Source organism: Arenibacterium halophilum, assembly GCF_005938225.1.
In the GTDB taxonomy this organism is placed as follows: domain Bacteria; phylum Pseudomonadota; class Alphaproteobacteria; order Rhodobacterales; family Rhodobacteraceae; genus Arenibacterium; species Arenibacterium halophilum.
Genome location: NZ_VCPC01000001.1, coordinates 365,519 through 392,507, shown reverse-complemented (window position 1 = coordinate 392,507; position 26,989 = coordinate 365,519). Strand labels below are relative to the sequence as shown.

The window sequence follows — 26,989 nt, the reverse complement described above, 5'->3', positions numbered from 1 at the left end:
GTCAGTCAATATCTGGAGCGGCAACGTAAGCTGCACGCCCTGCCGGTTCAAGGTGCAATCAGGGGGCGAGAGCCCCGGAAACGCCGGTTTATTGCGTTAAAATAGGAAATTGGCGCTGTCGTCGATCTGGTCGATGGTCGCACCCAGTACGCGGATCACGATCTGGTTGTCGGCACCGTCGTCACCCAGAGCCACGCGGACAAAGCCGGATCGCTGGCGAATATCCAGATCGTCGAATGTCAGGCCCGTCCCGGAGAACACCATCAGGTCGCTGCCAGCGATGAAATCGGCGATACGGTCGGTGCCGTCGCCCATGGCAAAGACAAACCGGTCGGAGCCATTGCCGCCCTCAAGATAGTCGTCGCCCGTGCCGCCGCGCAGGATGTCGGCACCCTTGCCGCCGAACAACTGGTCGTTCCCGGCCTCGCCCAGCAGCCGGTCGCGGTTGCCTTCTCCGACGAGGGAGTCTCGGCCCTTACCGCCGCTGAGCACATCGCGCCCGCGGCCACCCACGAAGTCGTTGGCCAGGTCGTTGCCGATGATCGTCAGGTGTTCGACGTCGTTCATTTGAAGAACGGCCGTTTTGCCGGCAACCTCCCAGCTGCCATAGCCGCCGCCGTTGGTATCGCGATAGGCGGCATTGCCGCGCATCTGTGACAGGTCGAGCGTGATATGGTCGACGCCGTCGCCCGCGTTCCAGCGGTAAAAGCCGGTGGCCTTGGCGATCAGCGTGAAATCGTCGTCGCCCGCGCCCGAGGTCACATCAAAGGTTTCGACGCGCCGCACCGCCATCCCGGTGTCAAAGGTGGATTTTCCGCCCGACTGCAATGTGAATTCGGAGTCGGTGTCACCGGTGAATTGCAACCTGAGTGTGTCGAACCCCTTGCCACCATCAACGTAATCGCTCGAATTGGTCGAAGTCGTCTCGTGACCGATGCCAAGCGTGTCGTTTCCGCCTCCGCCCAGGATGCGGTCCTCTCCTGTCAGGTCCTCGATGGAGTCGTTCCCCGCGCCGCCTTTCATCACGTCATTGCCCAGCCCGCCGCCAAGCCCGTCGTCACCGCCGTTGCCGACAAGAATGTCATTGCCGTCACCGCCGCCGATCCAGTCCTCGCCCGCGCCGCCGATGATGTGGAAGCGTTCCATGTTGTAGGACGCGACCGAGAAGGAACTGTCGGTCAGGCTGACATCAAACCGGCCCGAGTTGTATTTAGTAACGCGAATGGCGGCCTCTGGCCCACGATCCGATAGGTCGACCCGCAGCAGGTCGTCGCCGCCGTTGCCATCGGCCACATTCGTGCCGGTTCCGGTGAAGATCAGCGTATCGCGCCCCGGACCGCCCGACAGGTCGTCGTCGCCATTGCCCGAATGCAGCACATCGTTGCCCAGGTCGCCGGTGATCAGATCGTTGCCGTCGTTGCCATACAGGACGTCATTGCCGCCAAATCCGTGGATCGTGTCATTGCCGGGCGTGCCGTTCAGGATGTCGTCGCCCTCGGTTCCGGGTTGCAATGTCATGGCTGTGAAAGTCCTGTTTAAATCGCGTCGCTCCAAGGGGATAAACGCGAAACGGCCGCCCGATCAAGGCGGCCGTTTTCAAAGCGAAAGGAAAGGCCCGGCATGTGGCGGGCCGGGCACTGGGCACGCAAGGCCGGGCCCTACCTAGCCGACGAAGGCCTTCTCGACCACGTATTCCTTGGGGTCGGAATTGGCGCCTTCGCGCAGGCCAAAGGATTCCAGAACGTCCTTCATGTCCTTGTTGAAATCCAAACTGCCGCAGACCATCGCGCGGTCAGTTTCGGGCGCGATCGGGTCGATGCCGAGGTCGGCGAACACGCTTCCGTCCTGCAGTTTCGTGGTGATGCGGCCCATGCGCGGGCTGCCCTGACGGGTGGTGGTGGGGTAGTATTTCACCTTTTCACCGACCATCTCGCCGATCAGCGGGTCGTCTTTCAGGCTGTCCACCAGCTCGCGGCCATAATCCAGTTCGGCCACGTCGCGGCAGGTGTGGGTGATGATGACTTGATCGTATTTCTCGTAGGTCTCAGGCTCGCGCAGCAGCGAGGCGAAGGGCGCGAACCCCGTCCCGGTCGAAAAGAACCACAGCCGCTTGCCCGGCAACAGCGCGTCATGCACCAGTGTGCCGACGGGTTTAGGGCGCAGGATGATCTGGTCGCCGGGCTGGATGTGCTGAAGCTTTGATGTCAGAGGGCCGTCCTGCACCTTGATCGAGTAGAACTCCAACTCCTCGTCCCAGGCGGGCGAGGCGATGGAATAGGCGCGCAGCAGCGGTTTTTGCTTGCCGGTCTTCGGATCCGGGTCGCCCATCAGGCCGATCATCACGAATTCGCCCGACCGGAACCGCAGCGATTGCGGCCGCGTCACGCGGAAGGAAAACAGCCGGTCCGTCCAATGCTTGACCGAGGTGACGGTCTGCGCATCGGGCAGGGCCGGGGTGGCGGGGGCTTTGACGGGGGTCGCTTCGGTCACGGTCTCGGTCGCAGATGTCATTTTTGTCATGAATCGATCCGGCGCAGGCGCCGGCCTCTTGCCAATAAAGCGGGAAGGGTTGGATTGAAAGGGGGCGATCAGCCGCGCAGCCGCGCCTGATAGTCGCCCTGTTCCCATTTTGCGCGGGCCAGCCACTGGTCTTCGGGCTGGCGCGCGGCCAGCGTGTCGTCGATTTCGACCTCGTCGAACCCGGACCGGCGCGCCATCGCGTATTGGTCGGCCAGAACGTGACCGGCGGCGCGCAGGCGCCCGCCATAGCCCATCAGCCGCAGGCGGCGGGCAATGGAAAATCCGCGCCCGTCGGCGGAACTTGGGAATTGCACGCGAATCATGCTCACGCCGTCCAGCCGGTCGGCCAGCGTGCCCGGATCGGTGTCGGATGCCAGATCAAGCGCGGTTGCGCCGGTGTCTTCGGGCGTGCCGTAGCTGCCGGTGAAGTCGTCGGATGTAAAGCCGGTGTCGATTACGATAACTGTCATTGTCCTGCCCCCAGGCGTACCATCTTGCCGTTTACGAAGTGGATGCCACATTCGTCCTTGTTCTGATCGCGCCAGCGTCCGGCGCGCGGATCCTCGCCCGGTTTGACGGGCGATGTGCAAGGCGCGCAGCCGATGCTGGGATAACCCTTGGCCACCAGCGGATGCCGGGGCAGGCGGTTTTCTTCCATATAGCTGCGCACGTCCTCGGGCGCCCAATGCGCCAGCGGGTTGACCTTGATCCGGCCTGTGCCGTCCTCGACCTCGAAGAAGTCCAGCGCGGCGCGGGTGCCCGACTGGAACCGCTTGCGCCCGGTGATCCAGCCGTCGAATTCCGCCAGCGCGGCGTTCAGCGGCCGGGTCTTGCGCAGGTCGCAGCAGGCGTCGGTGTCGCGCAGGTGCAACGTGTTGTCGGGATCCTCGGCCGCGATGTCGGCGGCGCGGATCACCCGCAGGTTGGTCAGGCCCAGCCGTTCGCTTACCTCGGTCTGATAGACCAGCGTTTCAGTGAACAGCATTTCCGTGTCGATGAACAGCACCGGCACGTTGCGCTCGATCACGGCGGCCATGTGCAGCAGCACGACGGATTCGGCGCCAAAGCTCGACACCAGCGCGATCTTGCCGGTATCCCTAAGCGCGGCGCGCATCACGTCGGTGGCGCTGTGGTGGCGCCACCGGTCGTTCAGCGTGGCGACGCGCTGGCGCAGCGCCGCGTCATCGGCCGCCTGTACGGCCTCTTGAAGGGGGGGCATATCTGGTTTCCGGTCAAGCGGCATTGGCTCTGGCCTCGGGATACAGCGCCGCCTTGAATGGCGCGGCACCCAGGCGTCGATATGACTGAAGAAAGGTTTCTTCTGGGCTGGCGCGCAGATCGAGATACCCCAGCACCAGCCGTTCGATGGCCGGAACGATGTCGTCCGCCGAAAACCCGGGGCCCGCCCGTTCGCCGATGGCCGCCGTTTCGGTGGCATCGCCGCCCAGCGTGATCTGGTAGTTTTCCACGCCCGCGCGGTCCAGCCCGAGGATGCCGATATGGCCCACGTGGTGATGGCCGCAGGCGTTGATGCAGCCCGAGATCTTCAGCTTCAGCTCGCCGATGTCATGCTCCAGCTTCAACTCGTCAAAGCGGGTCGCGATGTCCTGCGCGATCGGGATCGAACGGGCCGTGGCCAGCGCGCAGTAATCCATGCCGGGGCAGGCGATGATATCGGAAATCAACCCGATATTCGCGGTGCCAAGCCCGTTGGCGCGCAGCCGTGCGTAGAGCGCGGGCAGGTCGGATTTGTGCACATGCGGCAGGATCACGTTCTGTTCGTGGCTGATGCGCAGCTCGTCGTGGCCGAACTCTGCGGCAAGGTCCGCCATCACGCGCATCTGGTCAGCCGTGGCATCGCCCGGCGTCTTGCCGTGCGCCTTGAGGCTGATCGACACGATGGCATAGCCCGGCGCCTTGTGGGCGGTCAGGTTGGTATCGGCCCAGGACCGGAACAGCGGGTCGCTGGCATAGGCGGCGTCAAAGGGCTCGACCGGCGCGCGGCGGAAGGCGGGGGCGGCGAACATCGTCTCGATCTGGGCCAGAATTTTCTGGTCGACGCCGGAAAACGCCTTGCGCCGTTCGATGAATTCCTTCTCGACCTCTTCGCGGATCGTGTCGATGCCGTTTTCATGCACGGTGATCTTGATGCGGGCCTTGTACTTGTTGTCGCGTCGCCCGATGCGGTTGTAGACCGACAGGATCGCCTCGAGATAGGGCAGCAGGTCGGCCTTGGGCAGGAACTCGGCAATGACCTTGCCGATCATCGGCGTGCGGCCAAGGCCACCGCCCACGATCACCTGAACGCCGGTGTCGCCATCCCGGCGCAGGATGCGCAGGCCGATGTCATGGGCGCGGATCACGGCGCGGTCCTGTTCCGAGGCAATCACGGCAATCTTGAACTTGCGGCCCAGAAACTGGAATTCGGGGTGGTCAGTGGACCATTGGCGCAGCAGCTCGGCCAGCGGGCGGGGGTCTTCGACCTCGTCCGCCGTGGCGCCTGCGAAATGGTCCGAGGTCACGTTGCGGATGGTGTTGCCGCTGGTCTGGATGGCGTGCAGGCCAACCTCTCCCAGCGCGTCCAGCATGTCGGGAATGTCGCGCAGCTTCGGCCAGTTGTACTGAATGTTCTGGCGCGTGGTGAAGTGGCCATAGCCCTTGTCCCACTTTTCGGCCAGAAGGGCGAGCTGGCGCATCTGCGCCGAATTCAGCGTGCCATAGGGGATCGCCACGCGCAGCATGTAGGCGTGCAGCTGAAGGTAGACACCGTTCATCAGGCGCAGCGGCTTGAATTCATCCTCGGTCAGCGAGCCGTCGATGCGGCGCTCGACCTGCGCGCGGAACTGGGCGTTGCGCTGGGCCAGGAATTCGGTGTCGAAGTCGTTGTATTGGTACATCTGCTAGTCCTCGGCCCCCGGTGGGGCGATTGGTGTCTGGCTGCGCCTTCAGGAGGCTTTTTCAAGATCGGCCTGTTTGCCGTGGTTGTAGTTCGACGGGCCGGTCATGCGGAAATCTTCGCGAAAGTGCACGGGTTTGGGTCCTTCGGGGCCGACCTTCACATCGGCCAGATAGGCGCCGACGATTTCGCCCGCCTGCTGTTCCGCAAAGGACAGGCGCTGCTTCGCGGGATCTTCCTCGCGCAGAACTTCGGCCTCGCTCAGGTAGCGCGACCATTGGTTGTCGGCGGTCTGATAGATCACGTCGCCTTCCAGCAGGTGGTTGGCGGTGACGACCTTGGGGGTGAAGGCGCGGGGCATCAGGCAAGTTCCTTGTGCAAGTCAGACAGGTGATGGCTGGCGGCGCGAGGGGCCAGTCCGTAAAAGGTCAGCGCGGGGCCGGTCAGATCGGCGGCGGCCAGGTCGGCCGGCAGTGTGGCCAGCGTGCTGGAGACAATGCGCTGATCGGGGCGCGAGGCGTTTTCGACCACCGTCACTGGCGTGGCGCGGTCGGCCCCATGCATCAGCAGGCGGCCCTGGATGAAGCGGGCCGATTTCTTGCCCATGTAGATCGCGGCCACCTCTCCGGGGCGGGCCAGCGTGGCCCAGTCGTGATCGGCAAAGCCCTGCATGTCATGCCCGGTCAGCAGGCGGACCGATGTATTGCGTCCGCGCCGCGTCAGGCTTTGCCCGATCGAGGCCACGGCGGCCGAGGCCGAGGTGATGCCGGGCACGATGTGCCAGCCGATGCCCGCGCCATCCAGCGCGTCGATTTCCTCGTCCAGACGGCCGAACACCGTGGCATCGCCCGATTTCAGCCGCACCACCTGCGCGCCGCTCGCGCCATGTTCCACCAGCAGGTCGTTGATGCGTTCCTGGGGGGTCGAGGCGCCAAAGCCTTCCTTGCCCACGTCGATCATCAGCGCCTCGCGGCGGGCCAGTTCAAGGATGCCGGGCGTCACCAGCCGGTCGTACAGAACCACGTCGGCGGTATCGAGCGCGCGGCGCGCCTTCAGCGTCAGCAGCTCGGGGTCGCCGGGGCCCGCACCGACAAAGGCCACATGCCCCGCGCGCGATTTGCGCGACAGGTGGTCGGCCAGCAGATCGTCCAGCGCGGGTGCAACGCCGGCTTCGCCGCCATCGGCCATCGCACGCGGACCGGCGCGGAAATAGTAATCGGCCCAGAAATCGCGGCGCGCGCGGCCCAGCGGCAGTGCCTCGGCGGCCTTGCGAAATGCCTTGCCCAGACGCGCCAGCGGGCCCAGCGTTGCGGGCAGCTTCGCCTCCAGCTCGGCCTTGATGGCACGGGCCAGCACGGGGGCGGCGCCCTCGGTGCCGATGGCAACGGTCACGGGGTCGCGGTCCACGATGGCGGGGGTGATGAATTCGCTGTGCTCAAGGTTGTCGACCACGTTGACCAGCGCGCCCTCGGCCCGGGCGATGGCGGCGGTGCGTTCATCCTCTGCCGCGTCTTCGTCGGCGGCATAGAACAGCGCCGCGCCAGTCACGTCACCCGGGGCCAGCGCCCGGCGGTGCAGGTGTAGCCGGCCTTGAGCGGCCCAATCAATAATCTCGGGCGCAGGGTCGGGGGCATAAACGTGGATCTGGGCGGGCGTCTTCAGTAGCAGCCTCAGTTTCGCCAGCGCCGCCGCGCCACCACCCGACAGCACAACCGAACGGTCGGACAAGGACAGGAAGATTGGAAAATGTTGCATCTGGCGGCCCGTGATCCTTGGTCTGCATGGGTTTGACTTGCCCCTTAATATAGGAAATATTCCCAATCTGACGCCACCAGCTGCGGCAAATAAGGACATATGTTCCATCTGGCGTGCTGCACAGAACAATCGGACCAAATCGAAGGGGCAATGCGGAATGTCGGTGCGAATTGACGAGGTGGACAGGAAAATCCTGGCCGAGCTACAGCGCGATGCCAGCCAGTCGCTGGACGATATTGCCAAGGCTGTGGGCAGTTCCAAGACCCCGGTGTGGAACCGAATCCGCAAGCTGCGCGAGGCGGGCGTGATCGGCCACCAGACCGTGCAGCTTGATGCCGAGGCGCTGGGATTCGAGGCCTGTTTCTTTGTGCTGATCCGCACCAGCGAACACGAGGCCGAGTGGCAGGCAGATTTCCTAAAGGCGCTGCGCGGCCGCCCCGAAGTGCAGGAGGCGCACCGCCTTGCCGGTGACATCGACTATATCCTCAAGGTGCGGGTCAAGAATGCGCGCGCCTATGACGCTTTCTATCAGGCGCTGATTTCCGAGGTGCGGGTGCATAATGTCACCGCGTTGCTGTCGATGGAGGAAATCAAATCCACAACCATGCTGCCACTGGATCAGATCGCCTGAGGCGCCTTGCCGTACAGGTGGTGCGGGCGCTAGTTTGACGGCATGATCGGTGTTCCCCTGAAACCCTCGCGACTCCGGCGGCCCAACCGGATTGTCGCCGCCTTCCTGCTCGGGGTGGGGGTGCTGATGGCAGGCGTATGGCACAATGGCTACCGTCAGGCGCTGGAACAGCTCGCTCGCCGGGCCGAGGCCGATCTGGCCCTGGCAAGCGACCGGCTGAGTTCGCAGTTGCAGATCTATCAGGAAATCGCGGTGATGACGGCCGATCACCCGGCGCTGCAACACCTGACAACCCCGGGCCGGATCGAGGCGGCCAACCGCGTGCTGCGCCGCGTTGCCGACAAATCGGGCGCGCGCGATGTTCTGTTTGCCGATACATCGGGCCGCGTGATGGCGGGGGCCACAGAGGGCGAAACCCGATCAATCGCCGGCACGCCGTACTTCCGGCGCGCGATGAATGGCGCGCTGGGCACCGGGATCGGCCCTTACGGCACCGATACGGATCGCGCCTATTTCTATGCCGCGCCAACCTTTGAATACACCGGCGGTGTCAGCGGCGTGCTGGTCTTTGTTGCCGATGTCGAACTGATCGAGCGCGGCTGGCGCGGCGATACGCCGGCGGTGTTTTTCACTGACAGCGCGGGAGAGGTGTTCATTTCGAACCGGTCAGAACTCCTGTTCTGGCGGCGGGCGCCGGGGCAGGTGGGGATCAGCCGGCCGTCCGGCGGCGACAGTGCATTCGATGTCAGCCTGATCGGCGGGCAAGAGGTCTGGCATCTGGGGTGGGGGCCGTATCTGCCCGAACGCGCGCTGCACCTGTCGCGCGATCTACCGGTGCTCGGTCTGGGCGGAGAGGTTCTGGTGGATGTGGCGCCGGTGCGGCGGATGGCGTGGTTGCAGGCCTTTGCTGTCGGGGGCATCTGCCTTGCCTTCGGAGCGTTGCTGTATCTTGCAGGCGAGCGGCGGCGCAACCTGGCGCGGGCCAATGCGGTGCTTGAAGCGCGGGTCAGCGAGCGGACGGCAGAGCTGTCCGAGGCCAACCGCCATTTGCGTGAAGAGGTGATTGTGCGGCAAGAGGCCGAAGCGGCGCTGAAACAAGCGCAGGCCGATCTGGTGCAGGCGGGCAAACTGAGCGCGCTGGGCCAGATGAGCGCGGGCATCAGCCACGAGTTGAACCAGCCGCTGATGGCGATCCGGTCCTTTGCCGACAATGGCAGCCAGTTTCTGGACCGCGGGCGCACCGATGTGGTGGCCGAAAACCTTGGGCGGATTTCGATGATGGCGGCGCGGATGGCGCGCATCATCCGCAACCTGCGCGCCTTTGCCCGCAATGAATCCGAACCGGTCAGCCGGGTCGATCTGGTGCAGGTTGTGGCCAGCGCCATAGAAATGACAGAAGCGCGGCTGCGCAGCGACGCGGTAACGCTTGAATGGGATGCGCCGCCGCTGCCGGTTTATGTGCGCGGCGGAGAGGTGCGGCTGGGGCAGGTGGTGGTGAACCTGATCACCAACGCCGCCGATGCCATGGCCCGAGGGGACCGGCGGCGCATCGCGATCACGCTGGATGACGGCGGTGACAGGGTGCGCCTGAAGGTGCGCGACCACGGCCCGGGCATCGCCGCGCCGGAAAAGCTGTTTGAGCCGTTTTATACCACCAAGGCGGTCGGCAGTTCCGAGGGCATGGGTCTGGGGCTGTCGATTTCCTATGGCCTTGTGCAGAGCTTTGGCGGCGATATACGGGGTGAAAATCTGGACGATGGCGCGGTGTTCACGGTGACGCTTGACCGATGGGACGACAGCGCCGAGGCGGCGGCATGATGCGCAATACGGTACTGTTGGTGGATGACGATGCAACGGTGCGTGAGGCGCTGGCGCAATCGCTGGAGTTGGCCGATCTGACGGCGATTCCGGCGGGGTCGTTCGTTGTGGCAAAGGATCACATCCAACGCAGCTTTCCCGGTGTCATCCTGTCGGACATGCGCATGCCGGGGCGCGACGGGTTCCACCTGCTGGATTACGCCCACAAGGTGGACCCCGATCTTCCGGTGGTGCTGCTGACCGGTGAGGGCGACATCCCCATGGCCGTGGCCGCGATGGAGCGGGGGGCTTTCGATTTCCTTGAAAAGCCCTGTGCGCCGGGTGACCTGGTGGCCGTGCTGGAACGCGCGCTGGTGGCGCGTCACCGGGTGCTGGACGCACGGGCCGAGATGGCGCGCGCGCAATCGGGCGACCCGGCGGCACGGCTGATCTTTGGCATCTCGGAGGCGTCACACGCCCTGCGCGATCAGGCCCGGCGTGTCGCCCGCGCCGACACCGAGGTGTTGGTGACCGGCGCGCCCGGCAGCGGCATCTCCAAAATCGCCGAAGTCATCCACCTGTGTTCGCCGCGCGCACAACGGCCGTTTGAAAAGCGGGCCGCCGACGGGCTGGACCGGGCCGCACTGACGCAGGCGATGGAAGCCGCCTCGGGCGGGACGCTGTTCCTTGACGAGGTTGCCCGCCTGCCGGCAGACACGCAGATCGCGTTGATCGAGGCCTTGGAAACCGGCAATGGCGATGTCCGGCTGATGGCGGGAAGCACCGTTTCACTGGATCCGTCCAGCCTGAATTCCGAACTGTATTACCGGCTTGAAGTCAGCCAGGTGCGCGTCCCGTCGCTGGCGGAACGACCCGAGGATATTCCGGTGCTGTTCCGTCGATATGTCGCCCAGGCGGCGGAACAGTCGGGGTTGGTTGCGCCCGATATCTCACCCGAGCATCTGGCGGCGCTTATGGCACAAAGCTGGCCGGGCAATACCCGTTCGCTGATGAGCGCGGCAATGCGGTTCGTTCTGGGCATGCCGGGCGAGGTAAGTGAGGCCGCCGAGATGGGTCTGGTCGAGCAGTTGGCCCGTGTTGAACGGGCGCTGTTGGTGGCGGCGTTGGGGCGGCAGAACGGCAACGCGACTGAAACGGCCCGGGTGCTGAAGCTGCCGCGCAAGACGTTTTACGACAAACTGGCGCGTTATGGCATTCGGGCCGAAGACTTCCGCAGGTGAGGGTGTGCGTTGCGTGTGCGGATTTCCGCACAATGTGCGCCGGGCGATGTGCGGATATCCGCACTTTGATCATTGAAGTGTTCGGAATTCACGTTCAAAATATCGACTATCTATTTGTTATATATTAAAAAAATTGAAATTTTTTCCACCGCGCCACAGCGCCGTTGAGCGAGGCCCGCTGGGGCGGTTCACTGCCGTTTGACGCATCGAATCACGGTGCGGAGGGGCCTGCGGGCCCTGCGGACATGAACTCGGGAGGAGTATCCGATGAAAATCGTAACCGTTGCCGCCACGGCCATGGCACTGTCGCTATCTGCCACTGCGGGCTTTGCCCAGTGTGACGATGGCGAGATGGTGATCAAGTTCAGCCATGTCACCAACACCGACCGTCACCCCAAGGGTCTGGCGGCCTCGCTTCTGCAGGAGCGGGTGAACGAAGAGATGAACGGCAAGGCCTGCATGGAGGTCTATCCGAACTCGACGCTCTACAACGACGACCAGGTGCTGGAAGCGATGCTGCAGGGCGACGTGCAGATGGCTGCGCCCTCGCTGTCGAAATTCGAAGCCTTCACCAAGCAATTCCGCATTTTCGATCTGCCCTTCATGTTCAAGAGCATCGAAGCTGTGGACGCGTTCCAAAACTCGGAAACCGGGCAGGCGATGAAGGAATCGATGGCGCGCCGGGGCCTGATGGGGCTGGAGTTCTGGCACAACGGGATGAAGCAGTTTTCGGCCAACAAGCCGCTGGTCGAGCCCGGCGATGCGGCTGGTCTGAAATTCCGCGTGCAGCCCAGCGATGTGCTGGTCGCGCAGATGAAGGCGCTGGATGCCTCGCCGCAGCCGATGGCCTTCTCGGAAGTCTACGGTGCGCTGCAGACAGGTGTTGTGGATGGACAGGAAAACACCTGGTCGAACATCTACGGCCAGAAGTTTTTCGAGGTGCAGGATGGCAGCACCGAAACCAACCACGGTGTGCTGGACTATCTGGTTGTGACGTCGGTCGACTGGCTGGACAGCCTTGACGCCGAAACGCGCGATCAGCTGCTGACCATCCTGAGCGAGGTCAGCAACGAGCGCAACGCCGCTGTTGGTCAGGTCGACATGGAGGCACGTCAGGCGATTCTGGACGCGGGCGGCGAAATCCGCGAGCTGACCGCCGAGCAGCGTCAGGCATGGGTCGATGCGATGAAGCCGGTCTGGGCCGAGTTTGAGGCAGACGTGGGCGCCGACAACATCGCCGCAGCCCAGGAAATCAACGCATCGATGTAAGCGCGTATCGTCGGCCCGCCCTGTGATCGGGGCGGGCCGGTTTGCCGGCCGGAGGGGCCGGACAGGGCGCACTACGCCCAACAGAATCCTCGGGGGGACAGCATGTCAGGACCGTCGCACTACCGGCCGAAGACCGCCTTCGGCCGTTTCGTTCATTCGATCGAGGAAACGGCGATTGCCGTGATCCTCGGGCTCATGACCTTGATCACCTTCGTCAACGTCGTGCTGCGCTATGTGTTCAACGAATCCTTGATCTGGGGGCTTGAAGTCACGCTGATCCTGTTTGCCTGGCTGGTTCTGCTTGGCATTTCATACGGGTTCAAAGTGACATCGCACCTTGGGGTGGACGCGCTGATCAACCTGTTCGACTCACGCAAGCAGCGCGTTTTCGCGATCATCGCCGGGCTTGTCTGCGTGGCTTATGCGCTGCTGCTGCTGAAAGGCGCGTGGGATTACTGGGCCCCCTTTGCTGCGCTGCAACCGACCGAGGGCCGCTGGCTTCCAACCGGCTTTACCACCGGGGTGCGCGACCGCGCCTTTTACGTCACAGACCAGGTGCCGATGTTGGGCATCTTTCGCTGGCTGGAGGGCGCCATCAACTATGGCGAAGCCTATGACAAGCTGCCGCGCGTGATCCCCTATGTCATCCTGCCGTTTTCCACCGCGCTGATCGTGCTGCGTGTGGTGCAGGCGCTGATCGCCGTCATCGGCGGGCGTCAGACCAGCCTGATCGTCAGCCACGAAGCCGAAGATGCGGTGGCCGATGCCGCCCAGAAGACCGGAGTGTAACCTGCTATGGATGTCGTCCTTCTGTTTTCAATGGTCATGGCCTTCCTGCTGATCGGGGTTCCGATCGCGGTATCGCTAGGCATGTCCTCGATCATCTTCCTGCTGGCGTTCTCGGACACATCGCTCGCGTCCATCGCACAGTCGCTCTATCAGGCGATGGCGGGGCACTATACGCTGCTGGCCATTCCCTTCTTCATCCTTGCCTCGTCCTTCATGAGCACAGGCGGCGTGGCGAAACGGATCATCCGCTTTTCCATCGCCTGTGTCGGGCACCTGCGCGGCGGGCTGGCAATTGCGGGCGTCTTTGCCTGCATGATCTTTGCCGCGCTGTCGGGGTCGTCTCCGGCCACCGTGGTGGCCATCGGCACAATCGTGATCGCGGCAATGAAGCAGGCCGGGTATACCAAGGAATTCGCCGCCGGGGTGATCTGCAACGCGGGCACGCTGGGCATCCTGATCCCGCCGTCCATCGTGATGGTGGTCTATGCCAGCGCCACGGATGTCTCGGTCGGGCGGATGTTCCTGGCGGGCGTCATTCCGGGCCTGCTGGCAGGTGTCATGCTGATGGTGACGATCTATATCATGGCCATCGTCCGCGACATGCCCAAGGGCGAATGGCAGGGCTGGGGCGAGATCGGCGCCAGCTTCCGCGAGGCGTTCTGGGGGCTGATGCTGATCGTCATCATCATGGTCGGGATCTACGGCATTCCGGGCGTGACGGGCGCGATCTTCACCCCGACCGAGGCAGCCGCCGTGGCGTCCGTATATGCGGCCATCGTGGCGCTGTTCGTCTATCGCGACATGGGCCCGCTGAAGGCGCGCGCGGCGCAAAGCCTGTCGGCGGCGGCTGTTGACGGCGCGCCCTCGCGCCCGTTGACGCTGCTCGACAAGCCCTATGCCATCGTCACCGCCTTCTTCCACCGCGACACCCGCGATACGCTGCTGGAGGCGGGCAAGCTGACCATCATGCTGATGTTCATTATCGCAAACGCGCTGATCCTGAAGCATGTTCTGACCGATGAACAGATCCCCCAGCAGATCGCCAGCGCCATGCTGAGCGCGGGCTTTGGCCCGGTGATGTTCCTGATCGTGGTGAACGTGATCCTGCTGATCGGCGGGCAGTTCATGGAACCTTCGGGGCTGATCGTGATCGTCGCACCGCTGGTGTTCCCAATTGCGATCCAGCTGGGGATCGACCCGATCCATCTGGGCATCATCATGGTGGTGAACATGGAAATCGGGATGATCACGCCGCCGGTGGGGCTGAACCTGTTCGTCACTTCGGGCGTGGCGGGGCTGTCGATGATGGGCGTGGTCCGGGCGGCGCTGCCCTTCCTGATGGTGCTTTTCGTCTTCCTGATCCTGATCACCTATGTGCCGTTCCTGTCGACATGGTTGCCGATTTCGCTGATGGGGCCTGAGATCATCACCAACTAAAGCTGGCCCTTCGGGAACCAATCCGGCACATCGCGCGTCCTTCCTGTATCCACAGGGAGGGCGCTTTCATGTCAGATCAGGCACCGGACTGGGTCATTCCCGTCATGCGCGCGGGCTATTTCGCGCGGGCAGCCGTTTACACGGCGGTCGGGGGGCTGGCGCTGGGCGCCGCGATTGATGGCGACGAAGCCGAAGGCACCACCGATGCGCTGGCCGAGCTGCTGGGCGAAGGCTGGGGTGTGCCGCTGCTGTGGGGGATTGCACTGGGGCTGTTTGCCTACACGATCTGGCGGTTGATCGACGCCTGGATGGATTTGGAACGCTACGGCAATGATGCGAAGGGTCTGCTGTCACGCGCCGGGTTGGTGGTGACAGGGGTGATCCATGCCGGGATCGGGGTGTCGGTTGCCACTGTCGCCCTGCGCGGCAAGGATAGCGGCGAAGGTGGCAGCGGCACCGAAAGCGTGACCGCGCAGATCCTTGCTATGCCCTATGGCGTCTGGCTGGTCGCGGGGGTCGGTGTCGCCACCATCGGGGCGGGTGTGTATTACGTCTGGAAGGGCGTGGCCGAGAAGTACAAGAAACAGATCCGCCTCACTCCCATGTCGCTGAAGCTGAGCCCCGTGATGAAATTCGGCTGTATTGCCGAAGGCGTGGTGATCGCGATCATTGGCGTGTCGATCGTCTTTGCCGCATTGAACACCGATCCGCAGCAAGCCAAGGGCCTGGGCGAGGCACTGGGCACCCTGCGCGCCGCCCCGTTCGGCCGCCTCCTTCTTGGAGCGGTCGCACTGGGCTTGCTGGCCTTTGCGGTGGAAAACGCGGTCGAAGCGATCTACCGCGCTATTCCTGCTCTCTCTGAACGCAAGCTGAAAACGCTGGCCACGGACGCCAAGCTGAAGGCGGCCCGCCACTTGCGTCGTGTCACAAGCTAGGCTTTTGCTGCCTGTTCCAGCGCCGTGACGATGGGCGAGAAATCGGCCGCCGTCAGGCTGGCGCCACCCACCAACGCGCCATCCACGTTCGAGACGGCGAATATGTCGGCGGCGTTCCCGGCCTTCACCGATCCGCCATACAGCAGCCGAACCGACCGCGCGACGCCCGCGCCAAAGCGGCGCTCCAGGCGGGCGCGGATGAAATCATGCACCTCGCCGATTTCGTCCGTGGTGGGCACCTTGCCGGTGCCGATGGCCCAGATCGGCTCATAGGCCACCACAAGATTCTGCCCGGTCACCAGATCGGGGATCGACCCGGACAGCTGGCCGCCGATGATATCCAGCGTATTGGCTGCTTCGCGCTGGGCCAGTGACTCTCCGACACAGACGATCACGCCCAGCCCGGCGTCAATGGCGGCCCGCGCCTTGTTGCGCACATCGCTGTCGCTTTCGTCGTGATCGGTGCGCCGCTCGGAATGGCCGACGATCACCCATTTTGCCCCGGCATCTACCAGCATGGCGGCGCTGACATCGCCGGTGTGCGCGCCGGTCTCGGCGGCGTGGCAATCCTGCCCCCCGATGCGGATCTTACCGTCGGCCACTGTCTGGGCCGCGCGGTTGACCAACGTGTGCGGCGGACAGATCAGAATATCGACATCACCTTCGCCATGGGCTGCGGCCAGATCCGCCAGAACGCCCAGATCGCCCGAGAGGCCGTTCATCTTCCAGTTGCCTGCCGCCAGTTTCCGTCGCACCCGCCACTCTCCGTTTTTGTTCGGTTCAGCGCCTGTGGTAGCATCGCCGCCGGGGCGAAACAATCTGGCGGATGCGGAATGCCAAGGGATCGTCCCGCAGGCTTAAAGCTCGGCCAAGGCCCGGCGCGCGTGCGCGCAGGCTTCATCGGGATCGTCCAACAGGGCAGGGGGGATGACCCAATAGGGCATCGCGGTGGATGCGCCATTGGCGCGGGTATGCACCCAGCGGTCCCAGCCCTGCGCGCTCACCTCGTCACGAAAGCTGCCGACGGCCTTCAACAGCAACTCTCCATCGCTGCGCATCAACGCGAACACGGTGCCGTCCCGATACAGGCACATGCCGCCGAACATGCGGCGGGTGGTCAGCGGGCCAAGACCTTCGAACAACTCAAGCGCAAAGGCGATATCGCTGTCGGATATCGCCATGCGCGTCAGTTGCCGGTTGGCAGGGTCATGTCATTGAACTTGATCGACTCGCCGCAGCCACACGCCTCGGCCACGTTCGGGTTGTTGAACTTGAACCCGGATTCCAACAGGCTGGTCTGATAGTCGATTTCGGTGCCGAACAGGAACATCTGCGCCATTGGGGCGATCATCACCCGGGCGCCATCCTGTTCCACGACTTCGTCGTTCGGGTCCGTGTCCGAAACGTAATCCATGGTGTATTCCATGCCCGCACAGCCGCCCTTCTTCACGCCGATCCGCAGGCCGGAATGGCCCGCGCGTTGCATCAGGCGGGAAATCTGTGTGGCCGCCGCCGGGGTCAGGGTGACGGCCTGTTTGCCGGGAATACCGAACATGTAAACACCTCTATCCTTACCCCATCAACCTAGGGGCTTTGCGGTGCCGTCTCAAGTGCGCGGCAGCGCGCCTACATGAAACCCAGCTCGAGCCGGGCCTCGTCGCTCATCATTTCCATGCCCCAGGGCGGCTCCCACGTCAGTTGCACATCCACCTGTTTGACACCGGGGATCGGTTCGATGGCATCGGCCAGCCAGCCGGGCATCTCTCCGGCAACAGGGCATCCGGGTGCGGTCAGCGACATGATGATCCGAACCTCGTTTTCCTGATTTATATCAATGGTATAGATCAGTCCAAGCTCGTAGATGTTAACCGGGATCTCCGGGTCGTACACCGTACGGCACGCCTCGACCACTTGATCGTACAGGGGGTGATCGGTCGACGAGGGCGCAATCAGCGGCGCGCCTTCAAGGGCTTCGGGCGTCTGGGTCATCGGGGCCTCGGTCTGTTATCCGAGGATTTATATAAGATTTCCACCCGCGCACGTAAAGGCCGTGTGGTGCGCGGCGATTGGTAGAATTGTCTGAACAACCACTTGTTAACGGTTGGCCGCTACCACCATCGCGGGCGGCTTTGTGCACAGGTGCGGAAAGGTCAGGATATGTTTACTCCCACGGTGATCGGAACCGGTCTTGCCGGATATGGCTTCTTGCAGCGCACCCGTGGGCAGCAGCAGGCGCTGTATGCGCAATCGCCTCAGGTCACCCGCGATACTCAGCATTTCATGGACAAGCTGAAGGTTGTGCAAAGCTCGGAACAGCTGATGGAAGATCGCGCGCTGCTGCGCGTGGCACTGGGGGCTTTCGGTCTGGACGAGGACATCAACAACCGCGCCTTCATCAAGAAAATCCTTGATTCCGACCTGTCCGACAGCGGCTCGCTGGCCAACAAACTGGCCGATAACCGTTACCTGGCCTTTGCCAAGGCGTTCAATTTCGCGGGCGAGGCGCCGCAGCTGGAAGGGCTGAGTTCGGCGAGCGAGGTGATGGAAGAACTGGCCGGTCTGAAAACCGCCGATGATCTGCTGCGTCGCCCGGCCTTGCTGACAGCGGCATTGTCGCAATTCGGGCTGGAGGGGGACCGGAGCAATACGTTCTTTTTGAAACAGGTTTTGAACTCTGACGTGACAGACCCGGCATCCTTTGCCAACCGCTTGTCCGATCCACGCTATGCCGAGATGGCTGAAGCCTTCGGTTTTGCCGAGAAACTGGCGCAGAAAGACACGATTTACGGATTTGCCGCCAAATTTGACGGGGTGGCGGGTAGTATAAAGACGGCGGATGACCTTTTCGCCGAACCAGAGCTGCTGGAGGCCACGCTGGACATTTTCGGGCTGGAAAATGATATCTACCGCCCGGACTTCCTCCGCGAGGTGCTCGAGTCTGACCTGGGCGATGCAGCTTCAGTCGCCAACACGCAGGACGATACCCGCTATCTGGCCTTGGCAGAGGCGTTTGGATTTCACGCCAGGGCCGAGGCAGAGGCCGTGAACGCGCCTTACACCAGTCGGTTGGAAAAACTGGTTGAAACAGTGAACGCTCGCGCGACGGTGATCGGCTCGCCGTCAGAGCTGTTTTCCGATATCGGCCTGATGCTGGATACATTTGCCTTCTTTGATCTGCCGTCGCGGGCAGACGGCGCTCAATTTGCGGCCAAAATCCTGAACTCGGATCGTGACAACCCGTTGTCGTACCTCAATCTTGAGCAGGATCAGCGCTATCACGCATTCGCCGATGCCTTCATCATGAAGCCCGAAACCGAAGGCCGGGTATACCCTGCCGGGTTCGCCGAAGGCATCGTGCAGAATTATCTGGACCGGCAATTCGAAATCCAGATCGGACAAAGCGATGCATCGATGCGGGTTGCCATGTCACTGGAACGCGAATTGAACGATACGGTGAAAAACGCGCTAAGCACCGATGCCCAATGGTACGGGGTTCTGGCGTCGAAACCGCTGCGCGCGGTGTTTGAAACGATCTTTGGCCTGCCGCCCAGTTTTGGCGCGCTGGATATCGACCGGCAGTTGAATGACATGAAGGTGCGCGCGCAGAACTACTTCGGCACCGATGATCTTGCCGATTTTACTGACCCCGATTTGATGGATCAGCTGCGCAACCGCTACCTTACCCTTAGCGGCGTTCAGAACACTGCTCAGGTCGGCAATTCGGTTCTGACGCTGCTCGCGGGAAATTAGGTCAGTCGTTGATATCGCGGTCGAAGTATTTCACGCCATGTGGCCGCGCAAAGATGCGCCGCAGCACCAGCCATGCGACCAGAGACAGGGCCGAGAAGAGAAGCACCATCAGGGGGAGCGACAGCGCCAATCCGATGTTCAGGATCAACATGCTGACCGCCAGCGCGCCGATCGCGAAACCCAGAAAGATGAACCCAGGAACCATGACCTCGACGATGCCCAACACGATCGCGACACAAAGCCAGGCCCACCAGATCGTCCAGATCATCCCCGGCCCCCTTTCAGCATCTTGAAGGCATCGCCAAAGGCCTCAAGCGCATTGGCAGGCAGGATGATCGTTTGCTGGCCGTCACCGGCGCCCAGCTTGTTCAGCGCCTCGACCTGTTTCAGCGCAACCTGATACTGTGCCGCTTCCAGCCCGTTTTCCTTGATCGCGGCAGCAACGACGCCCGTGGCATAAGCTTCGGCATCGGCTTGAATGCGGCGGGCCTTGGCAACCTGCTCGGCGGCGTAAAGTTCGGCATCGGCCTGCAACTCGACCGCGCGTTTTTGCCCTTCGGCGCGAGTCACCTGCGCGCGACGTTCGCGTTCGGCATTCAGCTGCTGCAGCATCGCATCACGGGTGGCCTGATCCAGGTTCACGTCAAGGATTTCGGCCCGCGTGACCTCGATGCCCCAGTTGTCGACAGCATCTTCCACGCTGGTTTTGATCGTACTGATCAACTGGTCGCGGTTTGATTGAACGTCGTCCAAGTCCATCTTGCCGATTTCCGCGCGCACGATCCCGGCCACCGTCGTGGCAATCGCCGCATCCACGTCGCGGATTCGGTACACGGTCTTTTCCGGCTCGATGATGCGGTAGAAAACGGATGTATCGACCTGCACCAACACGTTGTCGCGGGTGATTGCATCTTGACTGGCGGTAGGCAGCTGGCGTTCGAGGATCGAGATGCGATGCGCCACAACATCCAGAAACGGCACGGTAAAGTTGATCCCCGGGCCAAGCACCGAATGCAGGCGGCCAAACCGTTCGACGACGTATTTTTCGGATTGCGGCACAATCCGCACGCCCTTGACGACGATCACCACCAAAAGGATCGCGCCCAGAATATAGGCGAGGTTGCCGGTCAAAAGGTCGATGATGTCCTGTTCGCTCATGCGCTTGCCTCAAAGGAATAAACAACAGTTTGTATTTGAGCGGTTCAGCCAGGTTTATCAAGCGCCCGGGTCACCGTTGCGGGCGGGCCCGCGCGGGTTTATAGCGCGCGCATGACCGGATTTTCTTTTTCCCTCTCGGCCACCGACGGCAAGGCGCGCACCGGCGCGATCACCACGCTGCGTGGCACGATCCGCACGCCGGCCTTCATGCCTGTGGGCACCGCCGCGACCGTCAAGGCGATGCTGCCCGAAAGCGTGGCGGCCACGGGCGCCGACATCCTGCTGGGCAACACCTATCACCTGATGCTGCGCCCCGGCGCGGAACGGGTCGACCGGTTGGGCGGTCTTCATGAATTCATGAACTGGTCCAAGCCGATCCTGACGGATTCCGGCGGCTTCCAGGTGATGAGCCTGGCGGGCCTGCGCAAGCTGACCGAGGAAGGCGTAGCCTTCAAAAGCCACATCGACGGTTCGCGGCACATGCTGACACCGGAACGGTCGATGGAAATTCAGCGCCTGCTGGGAAGCGACATCGTGATGTGTTTCGATGAATGTCCCGCTTTGCCAGCCGAAGAAAAGGCCGTGGCCGAGAGTATGCGCCTGTCGATGCGCTGGGCGCAGCGGTCGCGCGATGCTTTTGGCGACCGACCGGGCCATGCATTATTCGGGATTCAGCAGGGTGGCGTGACGCGGGATTTGCGCGCGGAAAGTGCTGAGGCACTGCAAGAGATTGGTTTCGATGGCTACGCCGTCGGTGGGCTGGCCGTGGGTGAGGGACAGGAGATCATGTTCGATGTGCTTGATTTCGCGCCCGATATGCTGCCTGTCGACAAGCCGCGATATCTGATGGGCGTGGGTAAGCCCGATGATATCGTCGGCGCCGTCAAACGCGGGATCGACATGATGGATTGCGTTTTGCCGTCGCGCTCGGGGCGCACGGGGCAGGTGTTTACGCGCCGTGGCGTGGTGAACATCAAGAACGCGCGCCATGCGGATGATCCGCGCCCCTTGGACGAAGGCTGTTCCTGCCCGGCCTGCCGGGGCTATTCGCGCGCCTATCTGCACCATGTGTTTCGTGCGCAAGAGATGATTTCGGGGATGCTGCTGACCTGGCACAACCTGCAGTACTATCAGGATCTGATGGCTGGAATGCGGGAGGCGATTGCGGCGGGCACTTTTTGCGACTGGGAAAATCAGTTCCACGCCGACCGTGCGCTGGGTGATATCGAACCGGTCTGAGCGGGCGACCCGCCGCTTTCCTAGACTTAGCGTTACTTTCCTTTGCAGGAGCACCCCGGGCGACAGTGTGCCCCGTTGCACATCGCCCCACGACACGTCATGGTGACCACAATAATGGCTTGAAATGAGCAGGGCGGGGCCACAGGTTATCTATCCGTAAACAGGAGACGGCTATGGTTGCCTGACTTAGGGACCTCGCCGCCTTGCCAAGAATAAGGAAAGAGCATGAAAGAGCCTCTTAACGCGTCCTATCCGGTGCTGCCGCTGCGTGACATCGTGGTATTCCCGCACATGATCGTGCCGCTTTTCGTCGGACGAGAGAAATCGGTGCGCGCCTTGGAAGAGGTGATGGCGGACGACAAGCAAATCCTGCTGTCGAGCCAGATTGACCCGAGCGAGGATGATCCCGAGGCCGATGGCATCTATGACGCCGGTGTGCTGGCCAACGTGCTGCAATTGCTGAAACTTCCCGATGGCACTGTGAAAGTGCTGGTCGAAGGGCAAGCGCGGGTGCGGATTACCGAGTATTTGGAGAATGATGAATTCTTTGAAGCCCGGGCCGAGTACCTGACCGAAATTCCCGGAGACGTGACCACGACCGAGGCGCTGTTGCGCGCGGTCGGTGACGAATTCGAACGCTACGCGAAAGTTCGCAAGAACATCCCCGAGGAGGCTCTGGCCGCCGTCGGCGAATCCACCGAACCGGCGCGTCTGGCCGATCTGGTTGCCGGCCATCTCGGGATCGAGGTTGAGCAAAAGCAGGAGCTGCTGGAAACCCTGTCGGTCAGCGACCGGCTCGAGAAGGTCTATGGCCTGATGCAGGGCGAGTTGAGCGTTCTGCAGGTCGAGAAGAAGATCAAGACGCGCGTCAAATCCCAGATGGAGAAGACGCAGCGCGAATATTACCTGAACGAACAGATGAAGGCGATCCAGCGCGAGCTGGGCGATGGCGAGGATGGCAGCAACGAAGTTGCTGAGCTGGAACAGAAAATCCAGGAAACCAAGCTGTCGAAAGAGGCGCGCGAGAAGGCCGACGCCGAGCTGAAGAAGCTCAAGAACATGTCGCCGATGAGCGCCGAGGCCACGGTTGTACGTAACTACCTTGACTGGATGCTGTCGATCCCGTGGGGGGTCAAATCGCGCGTCAAGAAAGACCTTGGCCGCGCCCAGGACATTCTGGATAACGACCACTACGGCCTTGAAAAGGTGAAGGAACGGATCGTCGAATATCTGGCCGTGCAGCAGCGCAGCAAGAAGATGAAAGGCCCGATCATGTGCCTTGTCGGCCCTCCGGGCGTTGGCAAGACATCGCTTGGCAAATCCGTGGCAAAGGCAACCGGGCGTGAATTCATCCGCATCAGCCTGGGCGGTGTGCGTGACGAATCGGAAATCCGCGGCCACCGTCGGACTTATATCGGGTCGATGCCGGGCAAGATCATCCAAGCGCTGAAAAAGGCGAAAACCACCAACCCGTTGATCCTGCTGGATGAAATCGACAAGATGGGCCAGGATTTCCGGGGCGATCCGGCCAGCGCGATGCTCGAGGTGCTGGATCCGGAACAGAACGGCAGCTTTGTCGATCACTACCTCGAGGTCGAATACGACCTGAGCAATGTGATGTTCCTGACGACATCGAACAGCTACAACATGCCGGGGCCGCTGCTGGACCGGATGGAGATCATTCCGCTGGCGGGCTACACCGAGGATGAAAAGCGCGAGATCGCGAAGCAGCACCTGATTTCCAAGCAGGTGAAGAACCATGCACTGAAAGGCAAGGAGTTCGAACTGACGGATGACGCGCTGACCGAGATTATTCGCACCTACACGCGCGAAGCGGGTGTGCGGAACCTCGAACGCGAAATCGCCAAGGTTGCGCGCAAGTCACTGACGCGGATTATCAAGGGCGAGGCAGAGTCGGTCACGGTGACTCCCGAAAACCTTGACGAATTCCTTGGTGTGCCGAAGTACCGCTTTGGCCTGGCCGAACAGGAAGACCAGGTTGGTGTGGTGACGGGGCTGGCGTATACGAGCGTTGGAGGCGAATTGCTGAGCATCGAAGCCTTGCGCCTGCCGGGCAAGGGCCGGATGAAAACCACCGGTAAGCTTGGGGACGTGATGAAGGAGTCGATCGACGCAGCGTCGAGCTACGTGCGCTCGATCAGTCCGAGCCTTGGGATCAAGCCGCCGCGCTTCGATCACTGGGATATTCACGTTCACGTGCCCGATGGTGCCACCCCGAAAGACGGCCCTTCGGCCGGCTTGGCGATGGTGACTGGAATCGTGTCGGTCCTGACGCAGATACCGGTCCGCAAGGATATCGCGATGACGGGTGAGGTGACGCTGCGCGGCAACGCAAGCGCCATCGGTGGGCTGAAGGAAAAGCTGCTGGCGGCGCTGCGCGGGGGCATCAAGACGGTGCTGATTCCGGAAGAAAATGCGAAGGATCTTCCTGATATTCCGGATAACGTAAAAGCCGGGCTCGATATTGTTCCCGTCAAGCATGTATCCGAAGTGTTGAAGCACGCCTTGGTACGGCAACCCGAGCCTATTGAATGGGACGAGGCCGCCGAAGAGGCTGCGATTGCAGCGGCGGCAGCAGAGAAGGCTGGTTTGGCAGGGAGCCCGACCGCGCATTGATCTTGCTGATCTAGCTGAAAACGCTCCCGGTCTGAACACCTGGCTCATTTCGGAATCTGGGACGCAACTGCAACGGCTACCGAGGAGATCCTCGGTAGCCGTTTGGTTTTTCGATCATATTTTTCAGGGTCACCCACAAGAGCTACGGGACGTTTGTCCCGATGCAACAGTGAGCAGAAAAGTCGTTTTGGGATTTCGTTGCCGGGCAAAACGGCCAACATCTTAGTCGGTCCTGAAGGCCTTCTTGGCACATCAAAACCGAAAGATCGGAGATCGAATGGTCAAGACGTTCCAGCATATGAGCCTTTCTCAAGCATACTCTGCCGTTTTGGCAGACCTAGACCTGTCGCGGTTAGGTGCCGCTCTTTTGATCGCATCGTGTGCAGCAAAGAAGACGAGCTATGGGCACAGGAAGAACGGATGAATTTCGCAAAGAGGCGGTGCGAATTGCTCTGACCAGCGGGCTGACACGGCGACAAGTTGCTGACGATCTGGGCGTTGGGCTTTCGACCTTGAACAAGTGGGCAAACGCGCACCGTGACACAGATGTGGTATCGCCCGAGGATCGCGATCTTGCGCAGAAGAACGAACGGCGTCTGCGCGAGAACCGCTTCCTCAAGGAGGAGAGGGACATCCTAAGAAAAGCCACCCAGTTCTTCGCGAGCCAAAAGCCATGAGGTTCAGGTTCATCCGCTGCCCGGCAGGGTCATGCGCAGCATGATCCCGAGAGGGGAAGAACAGCGCGGCGCCTTCCCGATCGACCGGCTTTTTCAGGTCATGAACGTCAGCACGCGCGGATTGCTGTCTTTCCGCAGCCGGCCTGCCAGCCACAGGCAGCGCACGGATATGGTTGTGCTGGCGCATACCAAGGAACAGTCGCGCTTGAGCCTGGGCAGCTACGGCAGGCCCCGAATGACCGAAGAATTGAAGGAGGTCGGTGTCGATGTCGCGCACCGGCGCGTCGGTCGATCCTCTCGGCAGATTGCTTGGCAATCGCCTGCCGGGCAGTGGGTGCGCGAAAACGGGATTACTGTTTTAAGAACGCGCAAGTTCAAGGTGGAGGAGGGTCAGGAAATGATCCGGGGGATCATTTCCCCAACGACGCACAGACAGTGATCATACGTTCAACATCGCTCCGAACCTGCTGGATCGCGACTTCAATGCGGCCGGGCCGAACCGGAAATGGGCGGGCGACATCAGCTACTTCTGGACCCGCGAGGGGGGTATATCTGGCGCTCGCCATTGCCCTCGGACCAATGGCGGACAATGGCTCGCTCCTCGATCTACAGTCCCGCCGCGTGATCGGCTGGGCCGTCAGCAATCGCATGAAACGCGATCTGTCGATCCGGGCGTTGAGCACGGCAATTGCATTCAGAACTCCCCCCAAAGAGTGCATTCACCCCACGGATCGCGGCAGCCAATACTGTTCGCACGACTATCAGAAAATCCTGCGCCAGCATGGCTTCCAGGTCTCGATGAGCGGCAAGGGAAACTGCTATGACAACGCGACTGTCGAGACGTTCTTCAAGACCATCAAGGCTGAGCCGATCTGGCGACGGTCATGGGAAACACGGCGGCAGGCTGAGAAGGCAATCTTCGAATACATCAACGGCTTCTGCAATCCGCGCCGGCGTCACTCAGCACTGGGCTGGAAGAGACCGGTCGCCTTCGAACGAAAAGTGGCTTAAACGAGCACCTGTAGCGGCACAAATTCGCGACAGGTCTAGTGTCGATCCCTAGACGGTCCGGCGCGCGCCCGCCGGATTGCCCCGAGATCCGCAAGAAATTGCAGGAGATTGCAGGCAAGCGGCGTCGGTTCGGCTATCGTCGGATCGGCGTCCTGATCGAACGCAAGGGCATAATCATGAACTGCAAGAAGCTGTATCGGCTTTACCGGGAGGAAGGGCTATCGGTGAAGGGACGACGTGGCCGCAAGCGGGCCCGCGGCACACGCACACCGATGCCGGAGGCGGCGCGCCCAAATGCGCGCTGGTTGCTGGACCATCTGTCGGACAGCTTCGGTGCTTCACGCAAGTTCGCTCGCCATTGTTCTTGAACCAAAGGCGCAAAATGGGTCGCCCTGGCGGTGATCGACGATTGCTGCCGCGAAAACCTGTGCCTTATGGCTGACACCAGTATCTCGGAAGCTCGTGTCGCCCGCGCACTGGATGCGCTGGTGCGGGTCTACGGATAGCCGGGTTGCTTCGTCAGTGATAACGGGACGGAGTTCACAAGCCGGGCCATCCTGAGATGGGCCGACCAGAAAGATGTGCCGTGGCATTACATCGACCCTGGGAAACCGCAGCAGAACGCTTTGATCGAGTCGTTCAACGGCAGCCTGCGCGACGCGCTATTGAACGATGAGAGCTTTGACACTTTGGACGATGCCCGGCGAAAGCTGGCGCTGTGGCGATATGCTTGAAAGGCTGTCAGGCCGCATTCGTCGCTCGGAAACCAGACGCTACTGCAAGCGCGCCGAGCGCTTGAGCAATTTGAGGGTTCCGCGCCAGGCGCGCTTGCCCAAACCGGAACCCATGATTATCAAAATCAAACCCGCAGACACTCGTTACGAACGAGGGACCGGCAGGGGTAGGTCACTAGAACATTGGTTTTGCCCGAAAAAAACGAAAAGGTTTCTTGCCCGCATCAACTGTGTCGCACTATTGGAGGGGAGAAACGGTTGACCGCCGAGAAACAGCCAGATTCTCGGCGCTCGTGTCCCAGATCCCGGAACGAGCCACTCCACGCCGGGGGCGCTTTTCTTTGGCATGAATTCGCGCTCGAAGATAAAAACTTTCAAGTCCGGGACTTGCGGATCACTCCGGCACCGGCTAAGACGCGCGGCGTTGGGTGATTAGCTCAGTGGTAGAGCGCTTCGTTCACATCGAAGATGTCAGGAGTTCAAATCTCTTATCACCCACCATTCTTACCGTTC

Annotated in this window: 23 protein-coding genes, 1 tRNA gene and 2 pseudogenes; 13 read left to right on the top strand and 13 right to left on the bottom strand. The window is 62.0% G+C overall.

Going from position 1 to position 26,989, the window contains the following annotated elements; genetic code table 11:
- Positions 1 to 96: 96 nt before the first annotated feature.
- The 7 genes from FGK64_RS01885 to cysG all read right to left on the bottom strand — a co-directional run bounded on the left by FGK64_RS01885 (position 97) and on the right by cysG (position 7,171).
- A complete protein-coding gene (locus tag FGK64_RS01885) occupies positions 97 to 1,518 on the bottom strand; it encodes a calcium-binding protein (RefSeq protein ID WP_138862105.1) in 1,422 nt (473 codons plus the stop codon).
- Between the two features lie 144 nt (positions 1,519 to 1,662).
- The gene (locus FGK64_RS01880; protein ID WP_138862104.1) at positions 1,663 to 2,520 is read right to left on the bottom strand and encodes a ferredoxin--NADP reductase; all 858 of its coding nucleotides are present in this window, start codon (positions 2,518 to 2,520) and stop codon (positions 1,663 to 1,665) included.
- A 68-nt stretch (positions 2,521 to 2,588) separates the two neighbouring features.
- Positions 2,589 to 2,990, bottom strand: coding sequence for a DUF934 domain-containing protein (locus FGK64_RS01875; protein ID WP_138862103.1), 402 nt, complete (start codon positions 2,988 to 2,990; stop codon positions 2,589 to 2,591).
- The gene (locus tag FGK64_RS01870; protein ID WP_138862102.1) at positions 2,987 to 3,739 is read right to left on the bottom strand and encodes a phosphoadenylyl-sulfate reductase; all 753 of its coding nucleotides are present in this window, start codon (positions 3,737 to 3,739) and stop codon (positions 2,987 to 2,989) included. The genes FGK64_RS01875 and FGK64_RS01870 overlap by 4 nt, the downstream gene beginning before the upstream one ends.
- A 13-nt stretch (positions 3,740 to 3,752) precedes the next feature.
- Entirely contained in the window at positions 3,753 to 5,417 is a 1,665-nt protein-coding gene (locus FGK64_RS01865; RefSeq protein ID WP_138862101.1) for a nitrite/sulfite reductase, read from the bottom strand.
- A gap of 48 nt (positions 5,418 to 5,465) precedes the next feature.
- A complete protein-coding gene (locus tag FGK64_RS01860) occupies positions 5,466 to 5,777 on the bottom strand; it encodes a DUF2849 domain-containing protein (protein WP_138862100.1) in 312 nt (103 codons plus the stop codon).
- The gene (gene cysG / locus FGK64_RS01855) at positions 5,777 to 7,171 is read right to left on the bottom strand and encodes a siroheme synthase CysG (protein WP_138862099.1); all 1,395 of its coding nucleotides are present in this window, start codon (positions 7,169 to 7,171) and stop codon (positions 5,777 to 5,779) included. Before cysG ends, FGK64_RS01860 begins: the two co-directional genes overlap by 1 nt.
- A gap of 157 nt (positions 7,172 to 7,328) precedes the next feature.
- Between cysG and FGK64_RS01850 the strand changes: the two genes are divergently transcribed.
- From FGK64_RS01850 to FGK64_RS01820, 7 genes are all read left to right on the top strand, one after another.
- Positions 7,329 to 7,802 carry an Lrp/AsnC family transcriptional regulator gene (locus FGK64_RS01850; RefSeq protein ID WP_138862098.1) on the top strand — a complete coding sequence of 158 codons (474 nt, stop codon included), beginning with the start codon at positions 7,329 to 7,331 and terminating at the stop codon, positions 7,800 to 7,802.
- 126 nt (positions 7,803 to 7,928) lie between these two features.
- Entirely contained in the window at positions 7,929 to 9,620 is a 1,692-nt protein-coding gene (locus tag FGK64_RS01845) for a sensor histidine kinase (RefSeq protein WP_246057646.1), read from the top strand.
- Positions 9,620 to 10,840: a sigma-54-dependent transcriptional regulator gene (locus FGK64_RS01840; RefSeq protein ID WP_138862096.1), complete on the top strand. Its 1,221-nt coding sequence runs from the start codon at positions 9,620 to 9,622 to the stop codon at positions 10,838 to 10,840. Before FGK64_RS01845 ends, FGK64_RS01840 begins: the two co-directional genes overlap by 1 nt.
- A 267-nt stretch (positions 10,841 to 11,107) precedes the next feature.
- Positions 11,108 to 12,109 carry a DctP family TRAP transporter solute-binding subunit gene (locus tag FGK64_RS01835; protein WP_138862095.1) on the top strand — a complete coding sequence of 334 codons (1,002 nt, stop codon included), beginning with the start codon at positions 11,108 to 11,110 and terminating at the stop codon, positions 12,107 to 12,109.
- 102 nt (positions 12,110 to 12,211) lie between these two features.
- Entirely contained in the window at positions 12,212 to 12,898 is a 687-nt protein-coding gene (locus tag FGK64_RS01830; RefSeq protein WP_138862094.1) for a TRAP transporter small permease, read from the top strand.
- Positions 12,899 to 12,904: 6 nt separating this feature from the next.
- Positions 12,905 to 14,335 carry a TRAP transporter large permease gene (locus tag FGK64_RS01825; RefSeq protein WP_138862093.1) on the top strand — a complete coding sequence of 477 codons (1,431 nt, stop codon included), beginning with the start codon at positions 12,905 to 12,907 and terminating at the stop codon, positions 14,333 to 14,335.
- Between the two features lie 68 nt (positions 14,336 to 14,403).
- Positions 14,404 to 15,270 (top strand): DUF1206 domain-containing protein, encoded by an 867-nt coding sequence (locus FGK64_RS01820; protein ID WP_138862092.1) that lies wholly within the window; start codon positions 14,404 to 14,406, stop codon positions 15,268 to 15,270.
- On the opposite strand, the gene tpiA is transcribed toward FGK64_RS01820, so the two are convergent.
- The 4 genes from tpiA to FGK64_RS01800 all read right to left on the bottom strand — a co-directional run bounded on the left by tpiA (position 15,267) and on the right by FGK64_RS01800 (position 17,259).
- Positions 15,267 to 16,025 carry a triose-phosphate isomerase gene (gene tpiA / locus FGK64_RS01815; protein ID WP_138862091.1) on the bottom strand — a complete coding sequence of 253 codons (759 nt, stop codon included), beginning with the start codon at positions 16,023 to 16,025 and terminating at the stop codon, positions 15,267 to 15,269. The two genes, FGK64_RS01820 and tpiA, sit on opposite strands and share 4 nt — an antisense overlap.
- Positions 16,026 to 16,127: 102 nt before the next feature.
- Positions 16,128 to 16,451 (bottom strand): TfoX/Sxy family protein, encoded by a 324-nt coding sequence (locus tag FGK64_RS01810; RefSeq protein WP_138862090.1) that lies wholly within the window; start codon positions 16,449 to 16,451, stop codon positions 16,128 to 16,130.
- 5 nt (positions 16,452 to 16,456) lie between these two features.
- A complete protein-coding gene (locus tag FGK64_RS01805) occupies positions 16,457 to 16,825 on the bottom strand; it encodes a HesB/IscA family protein (RefSeq protein WP_138862089.1) in 369 nt (122 codons plus the stop codon).
- 71 nt (positions 16,826 to 16,896) lie between these two features.
- A complete protein-coding gene (locus tag FGK64_RS01800; RefSeq protein WP_138862088.1) occupies positions 16,897 to 17,259 on the bottom strand; it encodes an SUF system Fe-S cluster assembly protein in 363 nt (120 codons plus the stop codon).
- Positions 17,260 to 17,427: 168 nt separating this feature from the next.
- On the opposite strand from FGK64_RS01800, the gene FGK64_RS01795 reads away from it, so the two are divergent.
- A complete protein-coding gene (locus FGK64_RS01795; protein ID WP_138862087.1) occupies positions 17,428 to 19,020 on the top strand; it encodes a DUF1217 domain-containing protein in 1,593 nt (530 codons plus the stop codon).
- Between the two features lies 1 nt (position 19,021).
- On the opposite strand, the gene FGK64_RS01790 is transcribed toward FGK64_RS01795, so the two are convergent.
- Both FGK64_RS01790 and FGK64_RS01785 read right to left on the bottom strand, forming a co-directional pair.
- Positions 19,022 to 19,288, bottom strand: coding sequence for an NfeD family protein (locus tag FGK64_RS01790; protein ID WP_138862086.1), 267 nt, complete (start codon positions 19,286 to 19,288; stop codon positions 19,022 to 19,024).
- The gene (locus FGK64_RS01785) at positions 19,285 to 20,178 is read right to left on the bottom strand and encodes an SPFH domain-containing protein (RefSeq protein WP_138862085.1); all 894 of its coding nucleotides are present in this window, start codon (positions 20,176 to 20,178) and stop codon (positions 19,285 to 19,287) included. Before FGK64_RS01785 ends, FGK64_RS01790 begins: the two co-directional genes overlap by 4 nt.
- 111 nt (positions 20,179 to 20,289) lie before the next feature.
- Here FGK64_RS01785 and tgt point away from each other — a divergent pair, with 111 nt between their 5' ends.
- The 5 genes and pseudogenes from tgt (at position 20,290) to FGK64_RS01760 (ending at position 26,977) form a co-directional block, all read left to right on the top strand.
- Complete coding sequence (gene tgt, locus FGK64_RS01780; protein ID WP_138862084.1) at positions 20,290 to 21,417, top strand: tRNA guanosine(34) transglycosylase Tgt; 1,128 nt, start codon at positions 20,290 to 20,292, stop codon at positions 21,415 to 21,417.
- Positions 21,418 to 21,642: 225 nt separating this feature from the next.
- Positions 21,643 to 24,054 (top strand): endopeptidase La, encoded by a 2,412-nt coding sequence (gene lon, locus FGK64_RS01775; RefSeq protein ID WP_138862083.1) that lies wholly within the window; start codon positions 21,643 to 21,645, stop codon positions 24,052 to 24,054.
- Between the two features lie 401 nt (positions 24,055 to 24,455).
- Positions 24,456 to 25,742 (top strand): annotated as a pseudogene (locus FGK64_RS01770) (IS3 family transposase).
- Between the two features lie 65 nt (positions 25,743 to 25,807).
- A pseudogene (locus FGK64_RS01765) lies at positions 25,808 to 26,647 on the top strand (integrase core domain-containing protein); the annotation flags it as partial.
- Positions 26,648 to 26,902: 255 nt separating this feature from the next.
- Positions 26,903 to 26,977 (top strand) — tRNA-Val (locus FGK64_RS01760).
- Positions 26,978 to 26,989 lie beyond the last annotated feature (12 nt).